General features: G+C 43.4%; 22 protein-coding genes and 1 pseudogene. 9 read left to right on the forward strand and 14 right to left on the reverse strand.

What is annotated here, in order from left to right; translation table 11 throughout:
- Positions 1 to 396, reverse strand: a 396-nt coding sequence (locus tag QUB56_RS23920) for a transposase (protein ID WP_332958617.1), incomplete at its 3' end; no start/stop codon positions are given.
- On the reverse strand, positions 335 to 694 hold the full coding sequence (locus QUB56_RS23925; RefSeq protein WP_332958618.1) for an IS630 transposase-related protein: 360 nt from the start codon (positions 692 to 694) through the stop codon (positions 335 to 337). The genes QUB56_RS23925 and QUB56_RS23920, both read right to left, overlap by 62 nt.
- Before the next feature lie 92 nt (positions 695 to 786).
- On the opposite strand from QUB56_RS23925, the pseudogene QUB56_RS23930 reads away from it, so the two are divergent.
- Positions 787 to 1,743, forward strand: a pseudogene (locus QUB56_RS23930) (IS630 family transposase).
- 253 nt (positions 1,744 to 1,996) lie between these two features.
- Here QUB56_RS23930 and QUB56_RS23935 read toward each other — a convergent pair.
- From QUB56_RS23935 to QUB56_RS23970, 8 genes are all read right to left on the reverse strand, one after another.
- Positions 1,997 to 2,668 carry a tetratricopeptide repeat protein gene (locus QUB56_RS23935; RefSeq protein ID WP_332958619.1) on the reverse strand — a complete coding sequence of 224 codons (672 nt, stop codon included), beginning with the start codon at positions 2,666 to 2,668 and terminating at the stop codon, positions 1,997 to 1,999.
- A 152-nt stretch (positions 2,669 to 2,820) separates the two neighbouring features.
- Entirely contained in the window at positions 2,821 to 3,753 is a 933-nt protein-coding gene (locus QUB56_RS23940) for a site-specific integrase (protein ID WP_332958620.1), read from the reverse strand.
- A 4-nt stretch (positions 3,754 to 3,757) separates the two neighbouring features.
- Positions 3,758 to 4,309, reverse strand: coding sequence for a hypothetical protein (locus QUB56_RS23945; protein WP_332958621.1), 552 nt, complete (start codon positions 4,307 to 4,309; stop codon positions 3,758 to 3,760).
- Positions 4,297 to 4,566 (reverse strand): hypothetical protein, encoded by a 270-nt coding sequence (locus tag QUB56_RS23950; protein WP_332958622.1) that lies wholly within the window; start codon positions 4,564 to 4,566, stop codon positions 4,297 to 4,299. Before QUB56_RS23950 ends, QUB56_RS23945 begins: the two co-directional genes overlap by 13 nt.
- The gene (locus tag QUB56_RS23955; protein WP_332958623.1) at positions 4,563 to 5,048 is read right to left on the reverse strand and encodes a hypothetical protein; all 486 of its coding nucleotides are present in this window, start codon (positions 5,046 to 5,048) and stop codon (positions 4,563 to 4,565) included. Before QUB56_RS23955 ends, QUB56_RS23950 begins: the two co-directional genes overlap by 4 nt.
- The gene (locus QUB56_RS23960; RefSeq protein ID WP_332958624.1) at positions 5,048 to 5,470 is read right to left on the reverse strand and encodes a hypothetical protein; all 423 of its coding nucleotides are present in this window, start codon (positions 5,468 to 5,470) and stop codon (positions 5,048 to 5,050) included. Before QUB56_RS23960 ends, QUB56_RS23955 begins: the two co-directional genes overlap by 1 nt.
- Entirely contained in the window at positions 5,463 to 5,843 is a 381-nt protein-coding gene (locus QUB56_RS23965; RefSeq protein ID WP_332958625.1) for a hypothetical protein, read from the reverse strand. The genes QUB56_RS23960 and QUB56_RS23965 overlap by 8 nt, the downstream gene beginning before the upstream one ends.
- A gap of 194 nt (positions 5,844 to 6,037) precedes the next feature.
- On the reverse strand, positions 6,038 to 7,276 hold the full coding sequence (locus tag QUB56_RS23970; protein WP_332958626.1) for a tyrosine-type recombinase/integrase: 1,239 nt from the start codon (positions 7,274 to 7,276) through the stop codon (positions 6,038 to 6,040).
- 889 nt (positions 7,277 to 8,165) lie between these two features.
- Here QUB56_RS23970 and QUB56_RS23975 point away from each other — a divergent pair.
- Both QUB56_RS23975 and QUB56_RS23980 read left to right on the forward strand, forming a co-directional pair.
- Positions 8,166 to 8,381 (forward strand): phytochelatin synthase family protein, encoded by a 216-nt coding sequence (locus QUB56_RS23975; RefSeq protein ID WP_332958628.1) that lies wholly within the window; start codon positions 8,166 to 8,168, stop codon positions 8,379 to 8,381.
- 134 nt (positions 8,382 to 8,515) lie between these two features.
- Positions 8,516 to 8,830 carry a YciI family protein gene (locus QUB56_RS23980; RefSeq protein WP_332958629.1) on the forward strand — a complete coding sequence of 105 codons (315 nt, stop codon included), beginning with the start codon at positions 8,516 to 8,518 and terminating at the stop codon, positions 8,828 to 8,830.
- Between the two features lie 403 nt (positions 8,831 to 9,233).
- On the opposite strand, the gene QUB56_RS23985 is transcribed toward QUB56_RS23980, so the two are convergent.
- Positions 9,234 to 10,940: an ATP-binding protein gene (locus QUB56_RS23985; protein ID WP_332958630.1), complete on the reverse strand. Its 1,707-nt coding sequence runs from the start codon at positions 10,938 to 10,940 to the stop codon at positions 9,234 to 9,236.
- A 309-nt stretch (positions 10,941 to 11,249) separates the two neighbouring features.
- On the reverse strand, positions 11,250 to 11,384 hold the full coding sequence (locus QUB56_RS23990) for a hypothetical protein (RefSeq protein WP_332958631.1): 135 nt from the start codon (positions 11,382 to 11,384) through the stop codon (positions 11,250 to 11,252).
- Between the two features lie 198 nt (positions 11,385 to 11,582).
- On the opposite strand from QUB56_RS23990, the gene QUB56_RS23995 reads away from it, so the two are divergent.
- Positions 11,583 to 12,503, forward strand: coding sequence for a radical SAM protein (locus QUB56_RS23995; protein ID WP_332958632.1), 921 nt, complete (start codon positions 11,583 to 11,585; stop codon positions 12,501 to 12,503).
- Positions 12,496 to 13,809 carry a photosystem II assembly protein gene (locus QUB56_RS24000; protein ID WP_332958633.1) on the forward strand — a complete coding sequence of 438 codons (1,314 nt, stop codon included), beginning with the start codon at positions 12,496 to 12,498 and terminating at the stop codon, positions 13,807 to 13,809. The genes QUB56_RS23995 and QUB56_RS24000 overlap by 8 nt, the downstream gene beginning before the upstream one ends.
- Positions 13,810 to 13,922: 113 nt before the next feature.
- On the opposite strand, the gene QUB56_RS24005 is transcribed toward QUB56_RS24000, so the two are convergent.
- On the reverse strand, positions 13,923 to 14,186 hold the full coding sequence (locus QUB56_RS24005) for a zinc ribbon domain-containing protein (RefSeq protein WP_332958634.1): 264 nt from the start codon (positions 14,184 to 14,186) through the stop codon (positions 13,923 to 13,925).
- 160 nt (positions 14,187 to 14,346) lie between these two features.
- Positions 14,347 to 15,522 carry a formamidase gene (gene fmdA / locus QUB56_RS24010; RefSeq protein ID WP_332958636.1) on the reverse strand — a complete coding sequence of 392 codons (1,176 nt, stop codon included), beginning with the start codon at positions 15,520 to 15,522 and terminating at the stop codon, positions 14,347 to 14,349.
- 203 nt (positions 15,523 to 15,725) lie between these two features.
- Between fmdA and QUB56_RS24015 the strand changes: the two genes are divergently transcribed.
- The 4 genes from QUB56_RS24015 to QUB56_RS24030 all read left to right on the forward strand — a co-directional run bounded on the left by QUB56_RS24015 (position 15,726) and on the right by QUB56_RS24030 (position 18,430).
- On the forward strand, positions 15,726 to 16,601 hold the full coding sequence (locus tag QUB56_RS24015; protein WP_332958638.1) for an urease accessory protein UreD: 876 nt from the start codon (positions 15,726 to 15,728) through the stop codon (positions 16,599 to 16,601).
- 112 nt (positions 16,602 to 16,713) lie between these two features.
- Positions 16,714 to 17,016: an urease subunit gamma gene (ureA, locus tag QUB56_RS24020; RefSeq protein ID WP_293255018.1), complete on the forward strand. Its 303-nt coding sequence runs from the start codon at positions 16,714 to 16,716 to the stop codon at positions 17,014 to 17,016.
- A gap of 33 nt (positions 17,017 to 17,049) precedes the next feature.
- Positions 17,050 to 17,361, forward strand: coding sequence for an urease subunit beta (locus tag QUB56_RS24025; RefSeq protein ID WP_332958639.1), 312 nt, complete (start codon positions 17,050 to 17,052; stop codon positions 17,359 to 17,361).
- A 67-nt stretch (positions 17,362 to 17,428) separates the two neighbouring features.
- Entirely contained in the window at positions 17,429 to 18,430 is a 1,002-nt protein-coding gene (locus tag QUB56_RS24030) for a DUF91 domain-containing protein (protein WP_332958640.1), read from the forward strand.
- The last annotated feature ends 2 nt before the right edge of the window (positions 18,431 to 18,432 follow it).

The raw sequence follows: 18,432 nt of genomic DNA on the forward strand, positions 1-18,432 counted from the left end.
GTATTCCCCTTTATGAAAACTGGCATTGTCTATAATAATAATGTCTCCTGGTTCTAATTTTGGTAACAAACAATCTTGTAACCAAGTCTCAAATAAGCTTTTATTACATGAGCCTTGAAAAGTTAGAGGAGCCAAGATTTTTCCTGATTTTAACGCCGCCAGCCAACTTACTCTTTCTGTTCTTTTACCAGCTCTAAGAGCTTGACATCTTTCCCCTTTCAAGCTATAGCCATAGGGGTAATCTTCTCTATTATCAAATCCAGCTTCATCTACATAAACTTTCCTGTTATTAGCAATTTTTTCTAGCTTTTCTCTAAATTCTTCTCTTTTTTCTTCATCTCTTTCTTGATAGCCATAGGTTTTTTTTTCGAGTAATTCCCACTTTTTTACAAGCATAACTAATATTCTGCTGAGTCGCCCCATCACCCCATAATTGGGCCATTTGTTTTTGGGTTTTGTCACGATTTTCTCTCACAAATTCTTCAAATTTTTTTAAGTCCTGAATTTTCGGTCGAGTTCCTACTCCTACAGGCTCGCTTGCCTTTACGTCTCCTGTTTCTCTTTCTTTTTTCAGCCAGAGATCTAATGTGTTGCGACTAATTTTAAAAAAATGACTTACTTGTACTTTTTTTTCTCCTCTTTTCACGGCTGCAACGGCTTTCGAGCGTAAATCGTAACTATAAGGTGCAGGCATGGCTATTTTCCACTAACTCTTACTGCATCTTATCATACTTTTGTCCTAACTATAGCGCGTAGCGCTATACCAAACTTTATACATTGTTAAAAATGAAAGCTTATTCGATTGATTTTAGGCAAAAAATCCTTGATACTTATCATGCTGAACCCATTTCACAAAAAGCAATAGCTAAGCGTTTTTCGCTCGACCTTGAGCTTTGTACAAAAATTGCTTAAACAGTATCGTGAAACAAAAAACATCACTCCGAGAACTGACCGATGTGGAGTCAAAGGCAAACTTAATGCCGAGCAACTACTCATTTTGGCCCAATTGATTGAAGAAAATAATGATGCAACTCTTGAAGAACTCCGTTATTTACTTTATGGGAAAATTGGATTTTCCGTTAGTATATCAACAATAGGAAGAATGATAAAAATCTTAGGCATTACTGTAAAAAAAAACTCTCTTCCCTTCAGGTAAAGGAACTGAGCGAGTTCAAATCCTGCGATGTGAGTTCTGGGAAAAAATTAAAGAGGTGAGTTTTAAAGACTTAATATTCATTGACGAATCGGGAGTTAATTTGGCAATGGTTAGGTTATATGCTAGGGCTTTAAAAGGTGAAAGAGCCAAGGGGCCCAAACCAACTAAGCGTGGCAAAAATGTCTCCATAATTGGAGCCATGTCAGTCAATGAAATCTTGACATCGGTTAATCTAATAGGTGGAACCGATGCAATTACCTTTGAAGCTTTTATTGTCAGAAAACTTGTGCCAAAACTATGGAAAGGTGCTTGTGTAGTGATGGATAATTGTCCCATTCATCTGGGAGAAGAAGTGAAAAAAGCGATCGCAAAAAAAGGGGCAAAATTAATATACTTATCACCTTATTCACCAGATTTTTCACTCCTTGAAAATCTGTGGTCAAAACTTAAAATTATTCTCCGTTCTATCAAGACTACTAATTATCGAGAATTAGGAAAAGCACTCTTAGTTTGCGTTCGGACAAGTTACATCGTCAAATATTTTTAACTGGTTTACACACTGCTGTTATTGTACCTCATCTTTTTGAGAAAGGCTATATATCCATTGCTTGATTTTAATCGTGAACTGGCAAAATCGTTCGTTTGAATGAGCTCAAAATAGGGGGTCTGAAGTCTTACCCGCGCTTCCGGAAGACTTAAATGTTCCGAGAAATGATACAAAGTCTACAACCCTTATATAGAAAGGGCTGCAAGTGTTTGCTCCAATCACGGAACATTTAAGTCTTCCACGAACACTTACAACAACTGACAAACACTGCAACCGTACTCCGCTATAAAGCATTACTTATTAACCTTAATTAAATTTTGTAACCGTTTCTCAGCATCTTTTTGGTAGGAAACCAGTTTGTGTTTTTTGAAAAGATTAGCGGCCTGCCGGAAATCAGCTTTAGCCTTTTCCTTAGAGCCCATACGTTCATAGACATCCCCACGATTTAGATAAGTAATCGCGTCATTAGGTGGAAGTATTCCAACTTTTAAGGTTCTATTGAAGCAGTCAAGAGCGGATTCTAGTTTTCCAAGTTGTGCGTAACTCTGACCAACCTTAAAATTAAGCTCTGCTGTCCTCTGAATCAATGGACGGTTTTTTGCTCGAAAATCTTCCGCATCTCCCGTAAAATTTTCCATCTCTTCTACGGTGCCATCTGCAATTGTCTCATTTAATGCAGCCGCTCCAGCCTCGTGGTATTTGCGAATAGCTTCTTTGTGCTTTCCCGCTGCTGCCAACTTATCTGCTGCGGTTTCCAAAGTGTTAGATTTTTCAGTGATTTTTCGTCCTTCACTTTCAGTTAAAGCATCGGCATAGCAAGTTCTCTTATATTTCTCTTCGAGAGTTTGAACTTGCTGCGGAGAAGCACTTTTTTCGGTTTGAGGTAAATTAGAGTTGACTTCGATGCAACCGTGGCACGCAAGTACAATTGCTAGTGCTATCGATTTAATAAAATTTTTTTGCATGATAAAACCGTATCGTGATTACTCCTTATTTTAGTTACAGTTCGTTAGGTCTTTCCCGAAAGGAAAGTTTTTCCGGAAACCCTATAGGTTTCCAGAAAAAACTTTCCTGCACGATTGACACAGCCACCCCTCAAGCGAGTGACTGTAAAGTTTTATAGGATATTTGGCAAACTCGGGCGGTTAATCAAATGCCCGTAGGTTTGGGCAACCATCCGCGTGTCTGAGTGACCAAGCAAGTAAGCCACCCCAGTCAGCGGGACTCCTTGCTCGATCGCGTGAGATGCAAAACTGTGCCGAATAATGTGCGGGCGACGGTATGGAATATTTGCGACGCTCAGCACTTTTGTCCAGCGCTTCCGAAAGTTGTGACAGTCTATAGAATTTGTCCCGGTCGGATTCTTAAAAACCAGCTCCTCAGATTTTTTTGTCGCGCTCGAAACCTGGTCAAGGAGTTTTGCTAGCTCGGAATTTATTTTGAGGAATCGGACGCTTCCGGTTTTGGTGGATTTCCTGACACGCTCGTAGTTTTTCCCGGGCCGCCGAGAGAGAGATTCGCAAATGCAAATTTCCCCCCGCTCAAAGTCGATGTGCTTCCAAAGAAGCCCGATCGCCTCAGACATCCGGCAACCACTGAGAAACAGAAATTTGGCGAACGGAACCCAGGCCGGGTAGTGTTCCTCAAACCCAGAAATTATTCTGGCCGTTTCACTATGAGAAAAAGGCTTAATAATTTCCTTGGTTTTTTTGCGCGATTTGATTTTCAGCCAAGGGTTAGCACTGAGCAAACCTTCAGCAACAGCCCAGGCAGCCATATTTTTTAAATACCGAAGTCGGGCATTGTAGGTTTGTGGCGCTAGAGAATTTCCAAGAAACCAATCCGTATCACCGACGAGCGGGTTGCCAGCTTTGACAATTTGGCGACGCGTCACGTGGTAATGGTCTGCGGCCGTTTCCACTGTTAAATCTAAAGTCTGAACCCATAAATCCCAAATTTCTAAAAGTGGGGGATTTTTCTCAGGCTCCGACTGTAAATGCTGCGATAGCTGGGTGAGGAGCTTCTGAAGTTCTGGCGTTAAGGTTTGCATAATTTTAAGCGCCTCCAAATTTTTTCATCAGTTCTGCAAGTTGAACTTTTCCTTCGGCAAACTTTCGACCTTTTTTGCCGAGAAGATTTTCGATAATCCAAGTGGCAGTTTTTCCCTCGACTTGCGCTGCTTCCACTTTCCACCAAAGTTCTAATTCCTTAGCATCGTTTTCGGAAGTGGTAGCGGAAATTTCAGGCTGTAAGTCGTTGGTATATATAGCTTCCAGCGCTTCCCGCGCCGCTTCCACTTCCGTCTCGGAACTTGCAATAATTGCCTCGGCTTCCTTTCGTCGCTGCTGTTCGGACACGTACACCGATGTACTGATTTCATCGACTAAATCAGCGGCAACAGCAGCATCTTTCATTGCCTCGAATTCCAATTCTTTGGCTACCTTGAGAGCGCATCGGCGCGCCTCGAAGCAACAGGCAAACCCAGACAACAGGGCGACGCCTTGCATGAAATTGTGTAAGGGAATTTTGCGGGAGAAAATGAACGGCGGGGCTAGCCAGAGCGTCAGCCCAGAAATAGTCAGAGTCGAAACTTTCAGGAGCGACATAGCATCACCCCCATACCTACAAGCGCGCCGATCGTGCTGGCAATTAACCGAAATCGGAATTGCAACAAATCGATTTTCAGGATGGCGATAATTGCATCATCCAGGAGCCAAGCGGTAGCGCTGACGATGAGTTTGAGGGCAAAAAGCGCCTGGACAAAGAGCAGCAGAGAAGGGTGCAGCGAAGCCAGCCAGCAAAGGAAGCTGGAGGCAATCGCAGTCAGCAAGAAGTTGTTACCGAGTGCGCTCGCCTTTATCATTTCTCCGCGCCTCCCAAAAGCTTGGTTTTGATGGCTTCAATCCGCGCAGCAGCATCAGTTTCAGCCTTCTCCAGTCCAACTCCTAAGCGAGCGTAGCCCGGGCGCAGCCCTTGCAAAGTCTTGGCGTGTTTCACGTCCGCGCGCTTTTTCGTTAGCTCGTTAGTGGCAACGCTTGACTCGTAAGCCCGATGTGATTTATGGACTTTTGCATCGGCTTCTTCAATCTTGGTCATTGCTTTGTAGGTTTTCTTGGCGTGCCTTGCATCCTCAGTTTTCTGTTTGGCAAGTTTTTTCATGGCGTCTGCTTCTTCCTTGCTGAAGTAGCGCGGAGCCTCGCACACTGGTGTAGTGCGGATACTCGCGAAGCTTCCGGAATTTAGGGGCGTGATAACGCTCGCATCGGTCGGAGCGGTTAATTTCTCGCTCTTATGGCTGATGGCGTCACTACTGTCGCCACCAAATAGCCTGGTCATTGTTCCCATTATTTCTGTGCTCCGATTTGAATGTTGATGCGAACTGGGGGAAATAAATTCAGAGGGTTGATTTGTCGCCACATAGACATTGCCAACAAAAACACTCCCGCCGATGCGAGTGCGAGTGCGATGAGTTGACCCCAGTCAACCCAGTCCAAAAAAGTGGAATTTTGGCGGCTAAAACTACACACCGGGGATGAGCCATCATTAGTCCAATGCAGCGTGTCTACAGTGTCTACATTGCCTAGTGTTGTATTTAGCAGCGTGTCTAGCGATTCACCGTCAACGAGGTAGAGTTCTAGCAGCGCTTCCCACGTAGCAGTTTTGCTGAGTTTTCCGAACTGTTTGGCGTCTTCATTGGTAAAGCCCCGGTCAAAAGCGATCGCTCTGAGCCGGTCAATCCGGCGGCAACTGACGGCAGGTTTAATCATCCCCACCCCCCATATCGCTTAAAGCCAGTATCGAGTACAAAACTTTTTGAGACTCAGATATTGTGTGAGTGGAAAGACTCAGTACATCAGGAAATTTTTCCGCCCATGATTCAAGGAAGAGCAGGGCACTATTGATAGGACGCTCTAATTCTTCAACCTGGCAGTATGCAGTCTCTGAACTCTCTTGTAGGTAGCGTTGAGCTGTGTAGACAAACTCTTGCCACAGCTCACATTCCTGGAAACCTTCTAACGCTTCTATCAAAGCTCTATTAAGCTGCCTGAGCGTTTCGCGGTCTATCAAAACAACATCAACCGAATCGCAAGTCAATAAGAATTGCGATCGCCCCTCCGTAGGGGTTTCTAAATCTGGCATGATTATTTAGCTCCAAACGTTGTCTCTGAACGGTTGGGGAAGTCGTGACTTGGTTAGCGGCTCCAATCGCTAGTCAGTCGCGCATCAATCTTCCTTAGTTACTCACGATTGCAGACTTACAGCTCCTTGTCAACACAGGTACTGTAAAGTTTTGTTTCGCCAAAGTTGCCCGTAGAATCAACATATTAACAGCATCAAAGCGGGCGTAAATGCTCCAAAATTTTGCCATCTAAATACACAGCATTAATCACTTTTTCCGACGTATCGCACCACTTAGCCACCACCGCACTCGGTACACCTTTGCCTACCTGTTCGCTGATAAAAGTATCCCGACAAGAGTAAGGCGTAGTTGTCTTACAATCCTGTTGATGTTGGCGGGTGCTTTCAGTAATCGGGTCAACCAACTTATGCCATACCTGCTTAGTAAAATTGTTGTAGTTAATCGCCCCGCCCTTAACGGGTGAGGGAAAAACCAACCTATCTTTGTCGGTTAAATTTTGTGGCTTAATACTCTTCAACAACCGAACCAGTTCTTGATTGCAAAGAAATTTGCGCCGCTTATTGTTTTTACTGCCGTCAACCCTTGTCTCCCTACCGCTTGGGTGCTGTATACTCCCGTTGAACACAATGTGAGAAAAGTCAGGATCAATATCACACCATCTCAACCCCACAGCTTCCGAGGGACGGCATCCAGTCAGCAGCCAGAACTGCACCATAGGGTAGTAAAAACAAAACTTTTGCCCCGTTTCTCCCCTCCCGTTCCACGTCCCTCTGTGGTTCTTGAAAGCCTCCAATACCAACTCTTTCTCTTGAGCCGTAAAAGCATTAGGCTCAGGGTCACTTTCCCAGTTGTGCTTGGGCAACTCTGCCGACATCCCTTCAAACGGGGAGGCAGTTAACCCCTTCACAATCTTGAACTTAATCCCCCACTTAACCGCTGCATTTAGATGGGTTAAAACCCGCTTTGTCATGCTGTTAGTCGTATCCTCCAACAACCAAGCGCGTACCTGCAAAGCACTGTCCTCTGACAGAGGCTGGTAAGGACAGCGGTCAATATAACTCTGAATGCCCGTCACCATGTAATTGAATGTTGTTGTCTTGAGTGTGGGCTTCTTGAACTCCAAGTATCTCTCAAACAATTTAGTCAGCGTCAGTTCTGGCTTAGGTTTGATAGTCTCAACGACGGTCAAGTGAGTTTGGGTTTTGTACTTTTTGAGTGTGGGGTCAAACCGCTCAAACTTGATATCAGATTCAATCAACTGTGCTTTAGCTTCTGCCAGCTTCCAGTTTTCAGGAGTATCTGCCAGATTAAGGTACAGGAATTTTTGCTTGCCCCCGCAAAAATGTCTGGGCATCTGCAAGCGTAGCCGCCCCTGATTAGTCTGAACGACTACGGAACCTTTTTTAGCTTTGCTAGGTGGAAGATTGACCATAAGATTCTGTCAACTCAACACCCCCATAATACCCGTTTGAATACAGAATGAATACAATTCCCTGACAGCCCCCTGTCGCAGTCGCTAAAAGCCAGTACAGGCAAGCGGTTCAAGATTGTCTTCATTTAGCCTTCCAAGCTAACTATGCGGGTTCGATTCCCGCTGCCCGCTTCTATCTATAAAAACCTCAAACTCACGAGAAATCAACGGTTTGAGGTTTTTTATTGCTGATTTTTCGGGTTGGTGAGGGATCCAGTTGACTAGAAATTGACTACGATTTGACTGCGGAATGACCAAACTGAGTATCAACTGAGTATCAACTGACTACGGTTTGACTGCGGTCAAGAAACCGCAGTCAGTCCTTCCCCGCAAAATACTTCACTTCTAGGGGTAAGTCAGGGTTCCCTCACAACAAGCTGTCAGCTAACTAAGCAACTATAGAATTACCCGTTCAGGCGACTATATAATCTTGATACTCCCCAGGGCTGAAGCCACGGGGATTTTTGAATGAATCCGAAAACTCTCAAAGGCGTTATCAAAGCACCTCTATACGCTCAAAACAACTACCAGTATAAAGGGTATTGCAATTGCGCTTACTTTTAAATTGTGTTTGCTTTCATAATCCATCACAATGCCAGATAGGTACGCTTCACACTCTGCCATTACTTGTCAGTTATACAGGCTTACTACTCCTCAAGGAGTGTGGTGGCTCACTGTGCCGGGATTTCTCCGATACTAGAGTGTTTCAACACGTAGATGGTTGTTTTACTTGCAATCTAATTCTAATGCAACCTTTCAATCAGTTGTGTAAAGAAATATTGAAGGCGGTTGAAACCGCAGCCGACTTCCTCCCCGTGTCTAAAGCCAGGGGCTTCCGTCTCGTTTTTCGGTGAACTACCAACGTTCTGTTTTGGGTCAGAGTAAAAGTGGGCATATTTCTCCCCTCGCCGCCTATCACGAGCAAAGCGATAGATTTCTGATTGAAGACGTAGCCAGTTATAAATATCCCCCTGTATGGGTTTCTACTGAGAATCTGTGGAAAGCGATGAATACAACTGATTCAAGTTCTCAAAAGACACGCTGCTATCTTGTTGTGCGTCAGTGAAAGAAAGACTTAGGCTATTGCATAGGCTCCGCTTCAATCACTTACTCAAAAATGGCAAGATTACGGGTGCGGTCAACAGTGATTAGAGCATTATGCTATCTTTGATTTGAACTTGGTCAGTTTTGAAAAGCATTATGTCTAAACTTTTTGCCGTTGTTGTAGCAACCATTCCAGAGTATTACGACTACAAAAACGCTCACCCAGAACACGACCCAAATCAGCTAGCTTGGTTTCGCGAGCAACAGGAGAAACGAATACTACTGTGCTGTGGCCCGTTTTTTCCCCATGATGGAACCGGGCTTTGGGTGATTCAGGCAGAAAGTGTGGAAGAGGCTCAAACAATTGTTAACAGCAGCCCCCGTGCGCGGGATGGTATGTTAGCAGAATCTACCAGAGTAGTGGAGTGGCAGGTGCATATTGGGCGCGAGCGTTTTGAGGAGACTAAATAGGTAGGCGCTATATATAGCCTTTCTCAGAAAGATGAGGTACAAGTTTAGATTTTAGATTTTAGATTTTAGATTTTAGATTGGGGGATTGGCAATAGTTCGGACAGTTTTTTAACGCTCCTGTAAGCCGAGGGCGAGGAAGCCCTGCCATTTTTAACGCATTTTAGGAAACTTAGGGCTGGACTTAAATCTTGAAAAAATAGCCCACTATATAGCCAGTAAGGGTTTCGGAGACTCGACTCGATCTAAAACTGTCCGAAGTATTGATTGGGGAATTGTTAATTAATTCGTGAATACTTCATCTTTCCGACAACCGCTATAAGTTATAGATCCTGTAAACCCGCCCTAATCGAGACTTCACGACCTTGACTCCAGGCAAACAAAAACGAAGTCGCCCCGCGCGATATTACGCAGCAACTGGCAAAGTAATCACAAATTCCGTGCCCTGTCCTATTTGAGAGTTTACCTCAATTTTGCCGTGATGCTTGGCAACGATTTGATAGGAAATAGCCAACCCCAATCCAGTGCCTTTGCCGATCGACTTTGTAGTAAAAAATGGATCAAATATCTGTTGGGCATAGCTTGGTGCAATTCCCGGCCCGTTATCCCGAATCTTGACGGTGACAGTATTGTCTGCCGTAACTTCCGTGCTAATCCAAATGGTTGGCGAATACCCTTTGTCTCCCTTTTTTACCTCCTCCAACGCATCTATTGCATTGCTTATCACGTTCATAAATACTTGATTTAGTTGCGCTGGAGAGCACTCAACCCCAGGCAACTTGCCGTATTGTTTAATAACTTGAATACCTTGTTTGAGCCGGTGATTGAGAATTACGAGGGTGCTGTCTATTCCTTCGTGAATGTCGGCTGATTTCATATTTCCGTCGTCCGAACGCGAAAAATTGCGCATGGATACGACAATTTCATGAATGCGCTCGGCTCCCATTTTCATCGAAGACAGGGTTTTTGGCAAATCTTCTATGAGAAATTCGAGTTCAATGTCTTCGATGTGTTGTATAATTGCATCTGGTGGGTTTGGATAATATTCTTGATAGAGAGTTACCAGATCTGCCAAATCTTGGATATATTGGTTGGCATAGTCAATGTTGCCGCCGATGAAGTTGACGGGATTGTTGATTTCGTGGGCTATCCCTGCAACCATTTGACCGAGAGACGACATTTTTTCGGTCTGGATTAATTGGGATTGAGTGTGTTTGAGTTCTTGTGTATACTCGCTAACTCGCTGAATCAATTGATTGAAAGAGACCGCTAAAACTCCGATTTCGTCTTGGGTTGTGACTGGTACTTGCAGGTTAAAATTCGATTCGCGAGCGACTTGCTGAGCCACATTAGTGACGGTTTCGAGGGGTTGGGCGATCGCGCGGCTGGTTTTGTCCGCCAGTGTGACGGCGATCAGTGCTGAAATTACCATACTCCCGAGAATAATTCGGTTACGCAAACCTTCAGCTTCTTCTAATGCTTGGGCCCCTTGCTGCTTATGAATTTCTACTGCAGAAATTAGCTCGGTTAAACTCTGAGCAAGGTTATCTAGTACGATCGCCTCTTGACCGCTGTTAGTCCTCAACATTTGTAGCTGTGCGGACTCGAGGCTGTTTGGCTGCAAATTCCCAACTTCTGCTTCTTTTAACTGCAAATTAATTAGCTGACCGTAGTAATCAATGACCCGGGCAGATTTATTCAATATAGCCTGGAACTCAGCCTCTTCTGTTGCTAGCTTATCGGGATTTTGTCGTGCGAAAGATTGACTTTCTGAAATCAGGATTTTCGCCTGATTGATTTTCCATAAAAACCGATCGTACTCGTATTGCACCGACACAGTGTTTCCCAAAACGGTCGGCAATCTCGCCGCGTGCGATCGGGCTTCAAATAGGGTATTTTGCAAATTTTGCAGCATTTGCTGCTGCTGTTGGGCAACATTTACCTGAACTAAAGCTTGCTTGCGAAAGTAGTCTCCCAATCTCTGTCCCGCAGCAGTTCCCAAAATTGCTATGCCGATAGCTAAAGCATAACCGTAGCTAATTTTTTGGCCGATCCGCAAATGGTTGAATCGTCCTTTTAGCCAGCTTAGATTAATGGTTGAATGTTGTAACAAGGTTTTTTTAGCAGAGTGCTATTGCTCTAGTTTGCTATCTTGGGGCTGAGTGTTGTTAAATAATAACATTAGAAGTTCCTCCCAAACGAACCAGAAGTAATTGAGCGAAGAAAAGCAGAAGGCACTTATGATGAAGGCAGCAAGCAGTTTTGAGTGTTTAATTTTGACTTTTGAAATCTTTAACTCACAACTCACAACTCACAGCTCAACGCTTCCCCTAGTATCTCTGTTTTTAGACTAGAGGGTTTGTGATCTATATCAACACTCTATGTGATTATACGCAGATTTACCAAACTTATGATACAGCTATTAGTATTTGTAGTAAATTGGGACACCAAGCCCAACTAATGGTTCTCCCCGCTTTTCTTTTTCTGCCAGTTCTAGGTTTAATTCTAGCACTTTTGCTAAAATATCGTCGCTGTCAATAAATCCGTAAGGTGGCATTACTTGTCGATCGAGTTGAGCGTGGAGTTTAAAGAGCTGACTTGTTGGTTCTTCAAAAAACTTATTGTAAAGTAGAGTAATTCCCCACTGTTTTGTTAAAATTTATTGAGTGCAGTACAGTGAAGTAGTAAGATCGAAGCGGCCTCGCCTTTCTCATTCCTAAACGTTTGCCATTTTAATACGGTAGCAGGTTCAATCATGGTAAATTCTCAGTATGAGGGATATTCCGCCGGAAAACACACCGTTTTACTCCAAGAAAACTTTGGAAGTGCAAAAGTGTATGCACAAAATGCACAGTCAGTGCTTAACAAAGCTACTGGATTTATCAATGCTTACGATTTCACGCTGAATCCTTATCGCGGCTGTCAGTACGGATGCACCTATTGTTATGCTGCTGCTTTTAGCCCGAATGCACAGATGCGGCAGGATTGGGGAAATTGGGTAATTATCAAGCAAAATGCAGCGGAAATCTTAAAGAGAGAGTTGCAAAGTTGGCATAAGAAAAACCCAGATCGGCCGCCTAGCATTTACATGAGTAGTGTCACCGATCCGTATCAGCCAATTGAATCTAAAGAACAACTAACTAGGCACTTGTTAGAAGTGATGGTTCCCTATCAACCGACGCTGGTTATCCAAACTCGCAGTCCTATGATAACTAGAGATGTTGATATTTTACAGCAATTTCAGCGGTTGCGAGTTAACATGAGCATTCCCACTGGTAGCGAAAAAGTGAGGAAAGATTTTGAACCAAAATCGCCGAGTATTCCTGCGAGACTCAAAGCTATTGCAAAACTGAGATACAGCTTTCCTTACCGAGAAAATTGCGAAGTCAGATTTTCGATAACTGTAACGCCGCTACTCCCTACCTTACCGGAAGATGAAGCTGATTTTATTAACAAGCTGGAAGTTGCCGATCGGGTGGTGATTCAGGATTTTCATGCCAGCAACGCACGATCGCTAGTAGCATCAACGCGCTCAGAAGCATTACCTCTTAAACAAAAGTACGCTTGGTGGTACAACAGCGAACAGCAGAGTTATCAAAATTTTAAAAATAAACTAAAAGCGATGCTCCCGGGGGTTGAAATTAGGGAAGGTAAAGAGGGATTTGGCTATGAATAACCCGCTAGCTAACTGGTGGCGTTCCCAAAAGTTTAACGAAGCCGTTAAGAGTCAAAATAATCGACTTGCCAAACAACTGTTAAAAGAAATACAAAATTCCGGGGCAAAACTCTCATGGCAGCAGAAGCTATTTAAAGAGCGCCTACAGCTTGAAAAATTGTTGCAGCAAAAAAATGACCGCATCAAAGAAGGCGATCGGCGTTTAGAAGAATTAGAAGTGCAACTGGGCTTCGGACAACTTGACGATTCGCTGGCGCGGATCGATCGATTAACCTTGTTTCCCGACACCAAGTTTATTGAATATATTAAAAATTCTTTCAAAATGACAGAATGCGATGCAAGTATGATTCAATGCACTGGTATTGATGAGAAAGTATTTAATGAGTTTGAAAAACATTTGGCTGGCTTCATCAAAAACGAGCTTAATAACTTGAGCCGTCAAAAAACTAATGTTAATTCTTTACTAGAGCAAGCTATTGACGATATACAAAAACTGAAAGAAGGGCAAGATCCGCAATACAGTTTTGAACTCAGTCCTCACATCTATTTAATGAGGTATTTCCTAGAAAACGTCTATTGTACATATCTAGCTTGGTTTTTCATTTACAAGGCAGGGTTATTACCAACTAAAGTCAATATCCTTGATATTGCGGCTGGGCCGGGTACAGTTGCTTACGGACTAGCTTTGTTGCTGCAAAGCAGTCGCGACTTTTTTTCAATGCCGCCAATGCACATATCCTACTACTCTCTGGAACAGCAAAAAGCTTTTCAATATCGCGGACTCCAGTTTTGGCGGCAGTACATGGAACCCCAAGCGATGAATGCTTACTTTCGGTTTGATACTTCTAGTATCTTTGATAGCGACAACCAATCTCAAAGACTGCCGAAAAAGTTCTTTGATTTTATTGTGATTTCTCACTGTTTTTTTAACGATGAGGAGAGAAGAGAAAAATCCCTTCAGATTTACAAGGATATATTTACAAACAGCCTGAATGATTCGGGTTACGCTTTGCTAATTATTCAAGAAAAGAAGTTGCTGATACCATACAATGTTCGTCGAGTTGATGATTGCCAACAGGAGCTAAGTGTCGTACAACAATTTGTTGATGAGCTGGGTTTAAACTTAGTTTGGTATAAATATTTACATTCAACTAATAGCAGGACATCCCATCCTAACTTTGGAAAGTTTGCTAGAGAAAACTTACCTGTTCAGAAATTTATCAGTCCACTTTTCCGCCAGCACTTTAAGTTACCCTATGACTTAAATTATACACTTGATGATTATGTGATATTAGCAAAAAAATAAGTACAAAATAGTTAAAATTTTGTGAGAGAGCTTTGAACCTTTTTTGCTGCTTTTTTAGACGAATGCGAGCTGCGAGGCAGGGGTTTCAACTCCTGCCTGACTGTTGGACTGGATCAGTGACCGATCATCCAAGGCCGTCCCCCTCGGTGTTCGCGATTCCCCTGCGGTTTTGGTTCCTCAGAACGCTTAATTACCTGCGGTTCCCGGTTTTCTTGACCTTTCAACCGCAGCTTTCCAGTTAGAATCATCGGCGGCGAAAAGATGCGTTTAGCAAGAGTGTCGCAACTCGGGCAAAGCACCGGTGTATCTGATTCTGCAAGAGAGCGCCACTTATCAAAAATGCCGCAAGTTTCACACTTAAAATCGTAAAGAGGCATATCAATTTTTGAGGGTAGATTTGGATGCAAGGAGTAGGCCCAGGCCAGCGCCCGCCATACTAATTTAGGACTTACGCAAGAAAGCAATTCTTACACTATTTGTAACGGTAAGGTGTGCATTGCTCACCCTAGAACTAGAGTCGGTGCGTAAATCCTGTAATTAAGAGGGCAGAATATCCATCTCAAAAATTTCTGTCGGTAAAGCAATAGTGCAGCAAGCATTGGGAATATCCACAATGCCGCTGATGCGACCTTCAACCGGAGCACAGCTTAACAGCAAATACGCTTGTTCTCCGGTAAAACCAAACTTTTTCAAGTATTCGATCGCATTCAAACAAGCTCGGCGATAAGCAACGTGAGCATCCATATAATACTGCTGACCAGTAAATTCATCAACAGAAATCCCTTCAAACACCAGGTATTCAGAATAGCGGGGCTCAACCGGCCCGGGTTTGAAAATCGGGTTGACCATCGCGTATTTATCCATGCCGCCTTTGATAATATCAACGTGGAGGTCGATGTACCCCGACATTTCAATTGCCCCGCAGAATGAAATCTCCCCGTCTCCCTGAGAAAAGTGAATATCTCCCATCGAAAGTTTCGCGCCTTCGACATAAACCGGGAAGTAAATTCTCGAACCCCGGGACAGGTTTTTAATATCGCAATTGCCGCCGTGTTCGCGGGGAGGAACAGTGCGCGCCCCTTCGGCCGCCACTCGCTCGAATTCTGCCCCTTGCAGCGACCCCAAAACAGCATTTTTGGGGTTCGGCAGTGCTGCTAAAGGCGGCACTCGATCGGGATTTGTTGCTACTAATTCCGCTTCCCGTTTGTTCCATTTATTCAACAATTCAACAGAAGGAGCGCAGCCGATTAAACCCGGATGAGTAATCCCAGCAAACCTGACCTTTGGTATATGTCTGGAAGCGGTATAAATCCCCTGAAAATCCCAAATTGCTTTAGCAGCAGTCGGAAAATGTTCGGTCAAGAAACCGCCGCCGTTTTCTTTAGCAAAAATTCCCGTAAAACCCCATTCGTCCCCTTGCAAAGCTCCGATGTCGAGGATATCGACTACTAGAATATCTCCTGGCTGCGCGCCGTTAACGTAAATTGGCCCGCTCAAAACGTGAACTACTGTTAAGTCTACATCGCGAATATCGTCGGGACTGTCGTCATTTTTAATTTGTCCGTCTGTCCAGTCTTTGCACTCGATGCGAAATACATCTCCGGGATTGACGGAAACTACTGCTGGAATATCTGGATGCCAGCGGTTGTGACCGACTAATTCCTGTTCTGACATCGGTTTGGTCAAGTCAACTTTGAAGAGAACTTGAGGCATATTCTGCACTCCTCTAGTTACTGATTTTTACATGGTACGCGCATCTTCGCCGATCTGATAGTTGATAAATGTAAATTATTATACTAATAAGTGCAGAACCCAAAAATATATTAGATAACGATTATCATTATTTGTAAAATAACCGAGCTGCGCCGCAGTCGTGCTATGTTTTTGATAGTGAATGTTTTTAAATTCAAAAATCTGTGACTGAAAGTTCGATCGCACAACATACAGATAACGTTGAAAATGGATGGCACGGCCGCCTCAATTTAGTTTACGCCAACCGCAGTGGCGCAACTCAAATCATTCACAATCAAATGCAAGCGCCCCTCAAGGTGCAGCGTCCGTTTTATCCTGAAGGGCAAGAGGTTTGCCACAGCGTCATTTTACACACGGCTGGGGGAGTTGTCGGGGGCGATCGACTTTCGCTCAATTTCCACCTCCAAGCAAACGCCAAAGCTTTAATCACCACCGCCGCCGCTGGTAAAATTTATCGCAGCAGCGGACAGTTAGCACAACAAAATATTGATATGCAAGTAGATTCCGGCGCAAATTTAGAATGGCTGCCCCAGGAAACAATCGTTTTCGATGGCGCCATGTATCGGCAAGATTTGCGCGTAGAATTAGCGCCGCAAGCCAGTATTTTGCTGTGGGAAATTACGCGCTTTGGACGCACTGCTAGAGGCGAAAAGTTCTTGTCTGGAGAATGGCGATCGCACACCGAAATTTGGCAGCAAAACACCCCTCTGTGGATTGACAGACAATGGCTCAAAGGCGGCGAAAAAATGCTCGATAGTCCTCACGGCTTAGCAGGAAAACCCGTAGTCGCTACCCTCGCTTGGGTAGGCGAACCCGTCACAGCAGAAATAGTGGAAAAAGTGCGTGCTTTGCAATGCGAGGCAACAATTTATCCTGTTAATTCAACCACCGGCGTTACTCGCCTCCCTAACGGTTTGCTGTGCCGATATCGCGGTTCATCCACCGCTGCAGCTAGAGAGTGGTTTGTCGGCATTTGGCACTTGCTGCGCTTGTCTTTTTCAGAACGCCCTTGCTGTTTGCCTAGAGTTTGGATAAAATAAAATTATCTTTGAGTTTCAAATGTATGATAGGATAAAAAAATTGCTTTGAAAAGCTACCGCCACTGATAATTGAACTCTCACAAATAATGCGATCGCCCTTACCAGAATAAAAATGCAACTCACCCCCCAAGAAAAAGACAAGCTGCTGATTTTCACCGCCGCCCTGTTAGCAGAGCGCCGGAAACAAAGAGGTTTAAAATTAAACTATCCAGAAGCACTAGCCTATATTTCCGCCGCGATTTTAGAAGGTGCAAGAGATGGCCTCACCGTCGCAGATTTAATGAGCTACGGAACAACTCTCCTGACGCGGGAAGATGTGATGGAAGGGATACCGGAAATGGTGCATGAAGTGCAAGTTGAGGCGACTTTTCCCGACGGAACTAAGTTGGTGACAGTGCACGATCCGATTCGTTAAATATTTAACCGCAGAGACTCGCAGGAGATAGACATGATTCCGGGAGAAATGATTGTTTCAGCAGGCGAAATAGAATTAAATGCCGATCGCCCAACGGTGCGGCTGCTGGTAGGGAATACGGGCGATAGACCAATTCAAATCGGTTCCCACTATCACTTTTATGAGGCAAACGAAGCCTTAAAATTTAATCGAGAACAAGCAAAAGGAATGCGTTTGGATATTCCGGCGGGAACAGCAGTTAGATTTGAACCGGGAGATGAAAGGGAAGTGCAATTAGTCCCGTTTGTTGGTAGTCGTCAAGTCTACGGCTTTAATGGGAGAGTGAACGGTATGTTAGATGAATGAGATTTTTAGATGGACGAGACTTTTTTGCCGAACTTAAAAAGAATAATTAGTAGGAGTATAATTCGATATGTCAGATCAAATTAGATTGTGGGAAATATCAAAGGATAAATTGAATGAAATTACCGAATCTAAGTTAGACTTAGAATTTCGTTTGGAAACCTGGCTAGATAATGATATTTCCATCCTAGCAGATGATATCTTAGTAATTGGTCGGCAAGTGATTACTGATTATGGTGGAAAACTTGACCTTTTATGTATAGATAGGAACGGAGATTTAGTCATTGTTGAGTTAAAGAAGGACAAAACATCAAGAGAAGTAACAGCACAAGCCTTGGATTACGCCTCATGGGTTAAGGATTTGTCAAAGGAGAGAGTTACAGAAATTGCCAATTCTTATTTACTGACTAAAAATGGCAGTAACTTAGAAGATGCTTTCTGTGATAAATTTAGCTCAGAATTCCCTGATATTTTGAATTATCAGCACAACATTATAATTGTAGCTGCACAGATAGATAGTATTTCTGAAAGGATTATTAAATACTTGTCAGAAACTTATGGTGTGAGAATCAATGTCGCAACATTCCAGTATTTCCGTGACTCAAGCGGTAGAGAGTTACTAGCAAGAAAAATGTTTATCGAGGCTGAAATAAAACCTGTAAATATATCAAAAAAAAATCCCAACTTGACCATAGAACAATTACTTGAAATAGCAGATAGCAATGAAGTTGGAAAAGTGTATAGACTACTTTATGACGAAGTTGTACCAGATATATTTTGGATAAATACAACAACAAAAGGTCTGGCATTGAGAGAAAGAAGTCAAAATGGCAAACTTATCTTAAATCTTTTGTTAACTGAAAGCACGCCTAGGAATGGTCTAAAAGTTAAGGTATACATAGATAGACTTTCAAACTATTTAAACATTGATGTAGAAGAGTTGGCTAATTTGTTACCTAACTACCAAGAAATAGGACAAGATGATTTCTTTGGTTCAATTGCTGAAGGATTCTTTAAAACCGAAGAACAGGTGAACCAGTTTGTGGCAAAATTAAATCAAGTCAGGAGCTAATT

It is taken from the genome of Microcoleus sp. AR_TQ3_B6, assembly GCF_036702785.1.
Classification (GTDB): Bacteria; Cyanobacteriota; Cyanobacteriia; order Cyanobacteriales; family Microcoleaceae; genus Microcoleus.